The following is a 12791-nucleotide window of genomic DNA, read 5'->3' on the forward strand; positions in this document are numbered from 1 at the left end:
GTTTTTACCTTCAAATTGTTCCATTTATCAGTATTTTAAAGCAAAAAAATACAGATTTTAAATTAATAAGTCAATAAATATTAATATGGAAACAAGAAGAAAATTCAAAGGTTCTGATGCTTTTTTAGCTGAAAGCGCACGTACAATTTACAACCTATTTACGCAAGATTTGGAGCGTTTTACCGCTTTCAATACCCGATTTACGAGCGAGTATGCGACGGCTTTTTTACATCAGATTGATGCCGCAGATACGGTAGTTACCGATGTAAGTACCTTGGCGAAACAAGGAGTGGAAACGCAAAAGGTGTTGATAGCAATGCAAAATGCTAGTCGTGTGTATAATCGTATAAAGAGTCATGCTATGTGGGCTTTTCCTGATAATCCTGCGGTATTAAAGGAGTTTACTACTGGTTATAGAGATGCAAGCAAGAATCAGCCTAAAATGTTGGTGTTTTTAGAAACGTTAGAAAAGGTAGTTACCAACTATTTAGATGATTTGACCGATGTAACGAAAGGCGGAATGCCTGCATCTATTGTGGAAGAGTTGGCAACAATTAAAGACGAATTAAAGAGCGCGAACACTCAGCAAGAGGTGTATAAAAAACAGCGTTTGGTAATTACTCAAGATCGTATTTCGGCATTGAACGATTGTTATACAACGCTTGTTCAAATTATAAATACGGCTCAGTTAGTATTTGCCAATGAACCTGCAAAAAGAGCACAGTATAGCTATCGTCCAACTACAGGAAGCAGCTCTATTACTGATTTTGTGGGACAGGTAGCGCCTAATGAAACCAAGGTAATTACTCAGGTATCGTATGACAAAGAGGGATTTATTGGTTTTGAAAACAGAGGAGAAACCACGCTACAGTTCGACATTAGTACCGACGAGGTTACACTAAACGGCAATATGGTTGAGCTGGAAAGTGGCGCTATCAACAACCAGCCAATGGAATGGTTACTAGCGGATGTTATCAACGGTACCAAAGTGAATATTTTGGCTTATAATCCGTCTACTACCTCAACGGGAAGTTATTGGATTAGTACAGATGTGTAAGAATAATTTTCTATAAAAATAACAACGTCATTACGAAGGAGGTACGGCTGAAATAATCTGTTTATTTTGAACTAGAAATGTAAAGATTACTGCGCTATCACTCGTAATGACGTTTTTTTATGTGGTTTTAATTAAAATTATTGGTATCGTTTATCTCCTCCAAGATTATTAGCTATTACTAAAATTGTCCGCCAGCAATCAGGAAGTGATGTAGAAGCTCCTCTTACACATTTTACAAAACCAGAAGGTTGTGGAAGTCCAAATTCGGTTTCTTTATATTGTTGAACCTCAGAAGTAAGTATAATATCTTGTCCCTCAACCCAAGCCCTTACTCTAACATCATCAGAAAGAGCCCGTGTAGTATTAGTTACTAGGTAAGTACCATTGTTTTCAATAATAGTATACCCCATTTTTTTAAGCCCATTAGGTAAAGACCCAAATGTAAATGCAGCATTTAATACTTTAATTTTAGTTGAATTTGAATTCGGTTGATTTGTCCAAATAGATGTTTGGTCAGGATTTGTTTCAATAGTTGATACATCAGTTCTTTGACTTGAAGTATCTTTAGCTACATTTTTATAACATGAGCATGAAAAGCTTATTAATCCGAGAATTATTGTAATAATATAAAGAGTTCTCATAATATTAGGTAGTTTAATCTTGATTGTTTATTCCTTTTCAATAAAGTCTCCAATCTTTTTTATAAAATTTGAGTCTAATTTTAACTCCTTGTAAGTTGTATCTTTTGACATTTTAATCAAAGTAGTCAATTCTTCCAAGGCAATAGCTTTTGATTCATACATCTTATTTTTGCTATCAATAATCGTAATTTTTTCTGCGGACTCAATTAATTTCTCATATAATTTTATGATATCTTCATCAATTTCTCCATCGTGATTATTTTTTAAAGCTTCAATTCTAAAAGCTAAATCTCTAATCATATAGTTTCCCGCATTTTTTTCTCCTAATTCTGCTACAGCTTTTACCGCAGAGAATTTGGCTGCCGCATCAACTTCACTTCCTGCTTTAGCTTTGGCTAACACATCTATTGTACTACTTATAGTAGCATCAGGTGGATTTTCTGATATAACTCTAACATTTCCATCTGCCTTAACTAAATAAATTCCGCCTCTTTGAGTTGCGTCATAATGAGACCAAAATAACGTTGGTAGAATTTTTCCTGTTTTTTCGTCTTTAGCTGTGTACAATTGTTGTCTGGAAATTCCTGCACTTTTCCGAGATTGATTAATTGAACCACATCCAACAATTAAGAATATTCCGAAGATTGAGGTTATAATTGATTTTTTCATATCATTTGGTTTTTGGTTAGTTCTTTAAATATATAGTAACTCCTATTATCTAAACAATCAATTTATTTTACCCTGCAATTATTTAGGATAATAAAACAGCTTAATTGCTTTGACAATTCCATATAAATCTAAAAAAAAACCTTACAAATAATTTAAAAAAACCTCAAAACCAAGTATTTAAACCATAAAAGTTAGTTTTTTCATCATTAATGTAGTGTTAAACTGAGTATAGGGTAGATTTATACTTAATTGTATTGCTCAATAAACTACTGTCTTCATTTTCTTTGCTTGTCCAAAGAAAACGAACCAAAAGAAAGGACACTTTTACGAGGAATTTTTAAACCTTGTTTAAAAACGTCTGAAAAACGATGCGAGGAATCTGTCTAATTTAAACCAAAAACATTCTTGAAAACCCTTAACATCCGACTTTAAGATTTCTCACTTCCGTTCTACTACAGTTCGAAATGACAATTTCTGTCATTTCGAAGAAGGTACGACTAAAGTAATCTGTTTATTTCGAACTATAAACTTAAAGATTACTTTTTTTGTTTGGAATGATGTTTTATTTAAGTGGTTAATTTTCTAAGATGTGTAGTAGCTCAGTTTTTCTCTGGCAAAGTAGTTCTAAAATCTAAACTATATTTTTCTCCTATCTTATAGTTAAGAACTCCATCCTTTTGAAAGGGATCTAATCTCTTTAATTTTTGTTTTTCTAGAGGACAATCTTCTTTTCACATTTCGGACATTTCAACCGACTATTATCAAAATCTTTTCCAAATTTATTTCCCATTACAGCAAACAGACCAGCACCAACCAAAGCAGCAGGAATTGCAATTGGCGCCCCTAAAACAGCTCCAGCAATTCCTAAACCAGAAGCTAATGTATATCCTACTCCTCCTCCAATAGCAGTCCCAATAATCCTTCCTTTTTTATCCTTTTTAAACAAAATCTCTGTTTTACAATGTGGACAATATTTTTGTTTTTTCATCTATCTCTTCTTTATTACTTTATTATTTTCAGTTATTTAAATTTGAGTCGTCATTTAATTCCAAAAATGCTTCTTATCTCTATATAACTCTCTGTTTTGTCTAGTTACTTTAATATTTTTATAAACGTAAAAGAACATCTTCACATATTTATACGGAATCCCATAAACTCAGTTATTTTATTAAAGTTTTATAAAACAAAAAAGACGCTTCTAAAAAGAAACGCCTTTAAAAAAATATTAATACTTCTTTATTTGTTACAACGGAATATTCCCGTGTTTTCTATTCGGTCTTTCTACCTTTTTACCTTCTAACATCGCAAAAGCTTTGATTAGTTTTCTGCGGGTGTCTTGTGGTAAAATAACCTCATCTACAAATCCGCGTGCTGCTGCTCGGTACGGATTCGCAAATTTATCGGCATACTCCGCTTCCTTTTCAGCAAGTTTCGCTTCATGATCGTCTGCTTCGGCAATTTCCTTTTTAAAGATAATTTCACTTGCTCCTTTCGCTCCCATTACCGCAATTTCTGCACTAGGCCATGCAAAGTTCATATCAGCACCAATGTGTTTTGAGTTCATTACGTCATACGCTCCACCATAGGCTTTACGGGTAATTACACTTACTCTTGGCACGGTAGCTTCACTCAACGCATACAATAATTTTGCTCCGTTGGTAATAATAGCGTTCCATTCTTGATCGGTTCCTGGTAAGAATCCTGGTACATCTACCAACACCAATAACGGAATATTAAAGCAATCGCAAAAACGGGTAAAACGTGCTGCTTTTTTAGAACTGTTTACATCCAAACACCCTGCTAAACTCATCGGTTGATTGGCAACAACCCCCACACTTCTTCCTCCTAAACGCGCAAATCCAACGACGATATTATCGGCATACTCTTTATGGATTTCAAAAAACGAATCTGCATCAGCAATACCATCAATTACGGCACGCATATCGTACGGCTTGTTGGCATTATCTGGAACAATGTTGGCTAATTCTTCTCTAATTTCATCGCCTAATTCAAACGGTAATTTCGCTGTAGTTTCTTGATTGTTCTGTGGCATATAACTCAACAATGTTTTAATGTCTTCTAAACATTGTACATCGTTCGCTGCCGTTAAATGCGTTACTCCCGATTTGGTTGCATGCGTACTTGCGCCTCCTAACTCTTCCGAAGTTACTTCTTCATTGGTTACTGTTTTTACTACGTTAGGTCCCGTAACAAACATATAACTTGAATTTTCTACCATAACGGTAAAATCGGTCATGGCTGGAGAATACACTGCTCCCCCTGCACAAGGTCCCATAATTGCTGAGATTTGTGGGATGACTCCTGATGCTTGTACGTTTCTGTAAAAAATATCGGCATAACCACCTAACGAACGTACGCCTTCTTGAATACGTGCTCCACCAGAATCGTTCAATCCGATTAATGGTGCTCCTACTTTTACCGCTAAATCCATAATCTTACAGATTTTTTCGGCATGTGTTTCCGATAACGAACCTCCAAATACCGTAAAGTCTTGTGCAAACACGTACACTAAGCGTCCGTTTACAGTTCCGTATCCTGTTACCACTCCGTCACCATAAAATTGCTGATTTTCCATTCCGAAATCGGTCGTTCGGTGTGTTACCAAAATACCGACTTCTTCAAAAGAACCTTCATCTAAGAAATAATCGATACGCTCACGTGCGGTTAATTTTCCTTTTTGATGATGACGGTCGATGCGTTGTTGTCCGCCTCCTAACTTTGCTTCGGTAAGTTTATGTTGTAATTCTTCTATTTTAGATTTCATCTATATTCTTTTTTTGGGCGTTCCCCAAGGGTCGGGCTTTCCGCTATATCTTTTGTTGGTTCTCGATACTTGCTCCGCAAACTCGAACTGACAACAAAAGGATGCCGCTGCAAATGCTTTGCATTCAACGAAACACGTAAAATACAAATTATTGAGTTAATCCCTAACGCACATTATGTATTAACAAGTTTTTAAAATACGTTGCTCTTTTAAATACTGCTGTAAGGCAACTTGTGCAGCAATCTTCGCTTCTTTTTCGTATCCTGCTTCTAACAACTCAGGTGTGTAATACTTCTTTACAAAATGAGTATCGAAATTCCCTGAGGTGAAAGCTTCGTGTTCGCATACGAACTTTCCGAACGGCAACGTAGTTTCTATTCCTTTTACCTTATAATTGCTAATGGCTTGTTTCATTAACTCAATAGCTTCTTCGCGCGTATTCCCATAGGTAATCAATTTAGAAATCATCGGATCGTAATAAATAGGAATTTCCATTCCTTCTTCAAAACCATCATCTACACGAATATTTTCTCCTTTCGGATGTTGATAGGTTTCCAACACTCCAATACTCGGTGCAAAATTATCTAACGGATCTTCGGCGTATACACGTAATTCTAATGCGTGTCCGTTAATTTCTAAATCATCTTGCGTGAATGATAGCTCCTCTCCTCTTGCTATTTTTATTTGCTGCTCTACCAAGTCTACTCCCGTAATAAGTTCCGTAACTGGGTGCTCTACTTGTAAACGTGTATTCATTTCTAGGAAGTAGAAGTTTTTATTTTCATCTAATAAAAACTCAACCGTTCCTGCTCCTAAATAATCACATGCTTTCGCAACTCTTACAGCTGCAGCACCCATAGCTTCTCTAATTTCTGGAGTCAACACACTCGATGGTGCTTCTTCTACTACTTTTTGGTGGCGACGCTGTACCGAACATTCGCGTTCAAATAAGTGTACTACGTTTCCGTGAGCATCTGCCAACACTTGGATTTCGATATGACGTGGTGACCCTACATATTTTTCTATAAATACAGAACCATCTCCAAAAGCTGATTCTGCTTCTGAAATTGCACGCTGCATTTGTTCTTTTATATCGGCTTCTTTTTCAACAACACGCATTCCTTTTCCTCCACCTCCTGCTGAAGCTTTAATCAAAATCGGATACCCAATTTCATTTGCTACTTTCGATGCATATTCTACATCGGTTACTGCTTCATCAATACCTGGAACCATCGGAATATCATAGGCTTTCACTGCATCTTTTGCAGCCAATTTGCTTCCCATCACTTCAATAGCATGTGTTTTTGGTCCTATAAATACAATTCCTGATTTTGCTACGGCTTCTCCAAAGGCTGCATTTTCACTTAAAAATCCGTATCCCGGGTGAATTCCATCTACACCTAACTCCTTCGCTACTTCAATAATTTTATCTCCTAATAAATACGATTGGTTAGAAGGTGCAGGACCAATACATACCGCTTCGTCTGCAAAAGTTACATGTGGTGAATTTCTGTCTGCTTCTGAAAAAACAGCTACGGTTTTAATCCCCATCTTTTTTGCAGTACGCATTACACGCAACGCAATTTCTCCTCTATTTGCTACTAATATCTTTTTCATCTTATTCCATTTCTATTAAAACCGTATTCTTTTCTACTTTATCCCCTACTTGTATAGCAACCGATTTTACGACTCCGTCTCTTGGTGCTTGTAAGGTGTTCTCCATTTTCATGGCTTCTAACACCAAAATTCCGTCTCCTTCTTTTACTTCTTGACCAATTTCTACCTCTACAGAAACAATTAACCCAGGCATTGGTGCCTTAATATCGTTTTCTTTTTTCTCTGCTGCAACTTCTAACCCTAACTCATCAATCAACATATCTAATTCATTAGAAATACTTACCTCATAAGTATTTCCATTGATTTGAATGGTGTATGTTTTTTGATTGAAATTTGTTTGAAATATGGTTGCTTGATACGATTGATTCCCCTCAAGTACGTGGTAGTTGTTTTTTGACTTTTCTACTATATCTAGCGCCTCAATTTGCGCTTCAGTAAAGTCAAAATCATGCGTTTTATTAACGCTCGTTTTAAAAGATTTACTCATAAATATCTGATATTTTCACCACTAAAATATTAAAATTACAACGGAATGCATTGAGTTAAATCTATAAATTGGCTAGAATGTTTTTTTACTTCCTTGATTACTTCCTATCCATTTACTAACAACCTCAGAAAAACCCGCTATTTATCGCTCTTAATTCATATTTCATATTTACCTTTGCACCGTTCTCATAAAGGGGTGCCTTATTTGAATTAAGAATTGTGGAATTACGAGTTTTGATTATTAAAATAATTCGTAATTAATCATTTATAATTCATAATTAAATTCAGGCTGAGATCATACCCAACGAACCTGGAACAGGTAATGCTGTTTAGGGAGGCGATAATCGCCATTTGGAAAACAATTGTTACGAGAAATTTGTTTATAAACCAAGGAATACTTTGTTGTAAACTCCTCGTAATGACAAATTTTAATTATTCAATGTTTAACTAAAGAATAATTACCTCTTTTTATTCGATTTTGTTTTTATAAAATGAGACCGATGTCTTTTATCAAGAAAGTGAAAATAGTAGCTTTTTTAACCGTATTATTTACAACGTTAACTACCAGTGCACAACAAATGGTTACTTTATCAGGTAACGTGATTAATAGTAATCAAGAACCTTTAGTAGGTGCCACCGTAGCAGTTAGAACTCAAAACAAAGGGACTTCTACCGACTTTGAAGGTAAATTCAAGTTAAACCTACCAAAAGGAACGCATATTATTGAGGTTTCTTATGTTGGTTTTAAAAGCACTTCTCAAGAGGTTGAAATTACCAACAACCAACAGATTACGTTTCAATTAATTTCTAATGAAACTGTGTTAGATGAAGTCTTAGTGTCTGCTGTTCGTGTAAAAGCAGATGCGCCCGTAACACATTCTAACCTTGGTAAAAAAGAAATTGAAAAACGTAACTTAGGGCAGGATATTCCTGTATTATTAAACTATTTACCGTCAGTAACATCTTCGTCAGATGCTGGTGCTGGTGTTGGTTATACCTATATTCGTGTACGTGGTTCGGATGCTTCTCGTGTGAACGTTACGATTAACGGAATTCCGTATAACGATGCCGAGAGTCAGGGTACTTTTTGGGTAAATATGGGAGATTTTGCTTCGTCTACCCAAAGTTTACAGTTACAACGTGGTGTAGGAACGTCTACGAACGGTTCTGGAGCATTTGGAGCTAGTTTAAATATTTTAACCGATGCTATTTCGGAAGAAGCTAGTGGAGAAATTTCAAATGCTTTTGGTTCGTACGGAACAAGAAAACACACCGTAAAGTTTACCACTGGAAAATTAAATAATGGATTTGAGTTTGCGGGTCGTTTGTCTAACATTTATTCTGACGGATATGTTGACAGAGCCTTTACCGATTTAAAATCGTATTTCTTACAAGGTAGTTATACTGATGACAATACGTTAATTAAAGCCTTAGCTTTTGGAGGAAAGCAACAAACCTATCAAGCTTGGTATGGCTTAAGCGCTGGGGAATTACAAGAAAACCGTCGCCAGAATCCGTATACCTACGATAATGAAACCGATAATTATTGGCAAGATCATTACCAATTACATTGGAATGAGAAACTCTCTGATAACTGGTCTACCAATATTGGATTAAATTATACCAAAGGAGAAGGATATTTTGAACAGTTTAAAGAGGACAAAGATGCTGTTGATTATGGTAATGTAATTGTTGACGGAAGCGATGTTATCGTTCGCCGTTGGTTGGATAATGATTTTTACGTAGCTAATGCTAACGTTACTTATAAAACTGAAAAATTCGAGTTAATTTCTGGTGCTTCTTATAGTAATTATAAAGGAGATCATTTTGGTGAAGTTATTTGGGCTACACAATTTGCAGATGGTTCAAGCATTAGAGATCGTTACTATTTTAGTGATGCTAAGAAAAATGATATTAGCGTTTTTTCTAAAGCTACTTTTAATGTTTTTGATAACTTAAAAGCTTTTGTTGATGTACAAGGTAGGTTTATTGATTATACAACTGGAGGATTTACTTCTGATTTACATCCTTTAAATATTGATACTTCATACAGTTTTTTCAACCCTAAGTTAGGTTTTACTTATAGTATTAATAAAGAAAACAGTATTTATGCATCGTATGCTCGTGCGAACAGAGAACCTAATCGTGATGATTTTCAAAATGGCCCGAATGTACAACATGAAACCTTAGATGATTTTGAATTTGGATGGCGTTTACACAATAAAACGATTCAATTAAATACAAACATCTATTATATGTCGTACGACAATCAATTAATTCAAACTGGCGGATTGAATGATGTGGGAGAATATTTACGTAAAAATGTGAAAGATAGTTATCGTTTAGGGGTAGAAATTGATGCTAATATTAACGTTTCAGACAAGTTTAGCATTAACCAAAATCTTACGGTAAGTAGTAATAAAATTAACAATTTTATGTTAGACCGTGATGGTGTTCAACGCAATATTGGGACTACAAATATTGCTTTTTCTCCAAATATTATTGCTGGAAATGCATTGGTTTACAAACCTACAAAAGGGGTACAACTATCTTTACTTTCTAAATTTGTTGGCGAGCAATATTTGAGTAATACCGATACTGAAGCTTCTAAATTAGATAGCTATTACGTGAGTGATTTTAATGTTAGTTATGAGCTTAAAATGAATAAAATTTTTAAATCTATTGTGTTTACAGGATTGGTAAACAATCTTTTTAATAAAGAATATGTTGATAGAGGATATACCTATTTAAATACTTGGGATACTCCTGGAACTTCTTTTGAAGTACAAGGATACTTTCCGCAAGCTACTAGAAACTTTTTAATAGGTGCGACGTTAAAATTTTAAGTGGGAAAAAGCTAGAAAAACAAAAAACCGAGACAGAACTGTCTCGGTTTTTTTCTTAAAATCCATACTTTTCTATCTTGATTTTTTTGTTTTAAACAAACCTACAACCCTAGTAACGTTTCACTTAATGTAAAAAAAGAAATGAAAGTAACCTACGACAAATACTACCAGACAGAAAACTTATTTGGAGAACCTTATACCGAATTAATCGAATTTTTAGCTAACTACCCAAAAAAAGGAAAATTACTTGACTTAGGATGCGGACAAGGAAGAGATGCGCTTGCACTGGCTCAACTTGGTTATAATGTTACGGGAATTGACAACTCAAAAGTTGGAATTGCCCAAATGAACGAAATTGGAAAAACTAAAAACCTAGATTTGGTAGGTATAGTCGCTGACATTTATGATTTTGAACAATTTGACGAGTTTGAAATTATCCTTCTCGACAGTATGTTTCATTTCGCTAAAAAAGACAAGAAAAAAGAAGTCGGATTAATCCAAAAGATCATCTCAAAAGTTAAAAATGGGGGTTTAGTGGTTATTTGCATTCAAGATACGGGAAACAAGGTTCAAATTCTTAACCAAGCGATTGACTTTAAAAAGCAACTAAATAGACTTGCTGACAAGAAACTCAAGTATATTTTTGAGGACAAAGAAAGCGGACATAAATCTGAAACTGATTATAGAATGGTAATAATTGAAAAATAAAAATACTACGCAGAACAAATAAGGTATGTAAAATAAACGATACAATACTAAATATAAGACTTATAGCTTGTATCAAACTTTATAGGCTATTAAAAGTTTTATGCTTCGTAAGTATCCTTTTTTTATACCAACCAATACACAACATTAAAAAATCCCGAGTATATGACTCGGGATTTTTTTACTCTTTATTTTTATCTGTCCACTCTAGATATCCTCCTAAAACATTGTATACTTTAAAGCCTTTTTGAGCAAGTAACTCACTTGCTTTTAAACTTCTTCCTCCTGAACGACAATAAAGGTATACTGGTTTTGTTTTATCTAATTTCTCTATAGCTTTTCCTTCAAAATCGTTACCAGTAACGTCTATTTTAATTGGAGTTTCGATAACTCCTCCAGCCCACTCTTTTGGAGTTCTAACGTCTAATAACTGTACATTGTCTTCATTCTGTAAAACTACTTGTAAGTTATCTATAGTAATGTTATTTACCTCTGTGTTTTGTGGTTTACACGACAATACCACCGTTAAAAACAAACCTACTAAAAAAATACCTTTATTCATTTTACCTATTTTAAGGTTGATGGACATACCGTTGCTGTTCTTGGAATATCAGTTTCTTTAATCGCTTTATACCCTCCAGCAACATCAATGATGTTATGGAATCCTCTTGCTTTTAAAATAGATGCTGCAATTACTGAACGGTATCCTCCAGCACAGTGTACGTAAAAATCTTCTTTTGTAGGAAACTTTTCTACATGTTCGTTTAAGAAATCTAACGGTGTACTTGGTACGTCTACAATATGTTCATTTGCATATTCACCTGGTTTTCGAACATCAAAAACAGGTGCTTTTTTCGTAACCGCTTCTGCTAAAATAGCTGCAGAAACAGAACGCAATGTATCTACTTCTTTTCCTGCTTCTTTCCAAGTATTGAAGCTTCCTTCTAAATATCCTAATACATTATCAAAACCAACGCGTGATAAGCGTGTTATAGTTGTTTCTTCTTCCCCTTCTGGAGTCACTAATAAAATTGGCTGTGTAACGTCTTTAATTAATGCACCTACCCATGGAGCAAATGTTCCTCCTAAACCAATAAAAATTGATTGTGGTATAAATCCTTTAATAAACTCCGATTGATGACGTACATCTAAAATTAACGCATCTGTTTCGTTTGCTATTTTTTCAAAGTCTGCTACTGATAATGCTCTGGCTCCACTTTTGATAACTTCATCGATAGATTGATATCCCTCCTTATTCATTTTTACATTTAAAGGAAAATACTCAGGTGGAGGTAGTAACCCGTCTGTAACTTCCTTCACAAATTCTTCTTTCGTCATATCTGCACGAAGTGCATAATTGGTTTTCTTTTGATCGCCAATAGTACCAATTGTTTCTTTACTCAAGTTTTTACCACAAGCTGAACCTGCTCCGTGTGCTGGATACACAATTACATCATCTTCCAGCGTCATAATCTTTGTACGTAAACTATCGTATAACAGTCCTGCTAACTCTTCTTGTGTTAAGTTTGCAGCTTTCTGTGCTAAGTCTGGGCGTCCAACATCACCTAAAAATAAAGTATCTCCACTAAAAACAGCATGATTCTTACCGTTTGCGTCTTTCAATAAATATGAAGTACTCTCCATAGTATGTCCTGGAGTATGCAATACGGTAATAGTAATATCTCCTAACGTGAACACTTCACCATCTGTTGCTATATGAGCCTCATAGTTCGTTTTCGCTGTTGGTCCGTATACAATTGTTGCTCCTGTTTTTTCTGCAAGGGTAACATGACCACTTACAAAATCTGCATGAAAGTGAGTTTCAAAAATATATTTGATTTTAGCGCCATCTTTCTTAGCCCTATCTATATAAGGATCTACTTCTCGTAACGGATCTATTATTGCCACTTCTCCATTACTTTCTATATAATAGGCTCCTTGTGCTAAACAGCCTGTATAAATTTGCTCTATTCTCATGATATTAT

11 protein-coding genes are annotated in these 12791 nt (G+C 34.9%); 3 read left to right on the plus strand and 8 right to left on the minus strand.

Features of this window, described 5'->3' with window-relative positions:
- Positions 1 to 85 precede the first annotated feature (85 nt).
- Positions 86 to 1057, plus strand: a complete 972-nt coding sequence (locus Q4517_RS01690; protein WP_303505532.1) for a hypothetical protein — start codon at positions 86 to 88, stop codon at positions 1055 to 1057.
- A 137-nt stretch (positions 1058 to 1194) separates the two neighbouring features.
- Here Q4517_RS01690 and Q4517_RS01695 read toward each other — a convergent pair whose 3' ends face one another.
- From Q4517_RS01695 to Q4517_RS01720, 6 genes are all read right to left on the minus strand, one after another.
- Entirely contained in the window at positions 1195 to 1698 is a 504-nt protein-coding gene (locus Q4517_RS01695) for a hypothetical protein (protein WP_303505535.1), read from the minus strand.
- A gap of 27 nt (positions 1699 to 1725) precedes the next feature.
- Entirely contained in the window at positions 1726 to 2367 is a 642-nt protein-coding gene (locus tag Q4517_RS01700) for a hypothetical protein (protein ID WP_303505538.1), read from the minus strand.
- A gap of 712 nt (positions 2368 to 3079) precedes the next feature.
- Positions 3080 to 3355: a hypothetical protein gene (locus Q4517_RS01705; RefSeq protein WP_115899334.1), complete on the minus strand. Its 276-nt coding sequence runs from the start codon at positions 3353 to 3355 to the stop codon at positions 3080 to 3082.
- Positions 3356 to 3610: 255 nt separating this feature from the next.
- Positions 3611 to 5152, minus strand: a complete 1542-nt coding sequence (locus tag Q4517_RS01710) for an acyl-CoA carboxylase subunit beta (RefSeq protein WP_303505545.1) — start codon at positions 5150 to 5152, stop codon at positions 3611 to 3613.
- Between the two features lie 180 nt (positions 5153 to 5332).
- Positions 5333 to 6769 (minus strand): acetyl-CoA carboxylase biotin carboxylase subunit, encoded by a 1437-nt coding sequence (gene accC / locus Q4517_RS01715; protein WP_303505547.1) that lies wholly within the window; start codon positions 6767 to 6769, stop codon positions 5333 to 5335.
- Position 6770: 1 nt separating this feature from the next.
- Positions 6771 to 7256 (minus strand): acetyl-CoA carboxylase biotin carboxyl carrier protein subunit, encoded by a 486-nt coding sequence (locus Q4517_RS01720; protein WP_115899337.1) that lies wholly within the window; start codon positions 7254 to 7256, stop codon positions 6771 to 6773.
- Positions 7257 to 7755: 499 nt separating this feature from the next.
- On the opposite strand from Q4517_RS01720, the gene Q4517_RS01725 reads away from it, so the two are divergent.
- Entirely contained in the window at positions 7756 to 10101 is a 2346-nt protein-coding gene (locus Q4517_RS01725) for a TonB-dependent receptor (protein ID WP_303505551.1), read from the plus strand.
- Between the two features lie 141 nt (positions 10102 to 10242).
- Positions 10243 to 10809 (plus strand): class I SAM-dependent methyltransferase, encoded by a 567-nt coding sequence (locus tag Q4517_RS01730; RefSeq protein WP_303505553.1) that lies wholly within the window; start codon positions 10243 to 10245, stop codon positions 10807 to 10809.
- Between the two features lie 178 nt (positions 10810 to 10987).
- Here the strand turns inward: Q4517_RS01730 and Q4517_RS01735 are convergent, their stop codons facing one another.
- Together Q4517_RS01735 and Q4517_RS01740 are read right to left on the minus strand one after the other, a co-directional pair.
- Positions 10988 to 11368, minus strand: a complete 381-nt coding sequence (locus tag Q4517_RS01735) for a rhodanese-like domain-containing protein (protein WP_303505555.1) — start codon at positions 11366 to 11368, stop codon at positions 10988 to 10990.
- Between the two features lie 5 nt (positions 11369 to 11373).
- Entirely contained in the window at positions 11374 to 12783 is a 1410-nt protein-coding gene (locus tag Q4517_RS01740) for a rhodanese-like domain-containing protein (protein WP_303505557.1), read from the minus strand.
- Positions 12784 to 12791 lie beyond the last annotated feature (8 nt).

Origin of the sequence: Tenacibaculum sp. 1_MG-2023 (genome assembly GCF_030547425.1) — a bacterium.
Classification (GTDB): Bacteria; Bacteroidota; Bacteroidia; order Flavobacteriales; family Flavobacteriaceae; genus Polaribacter.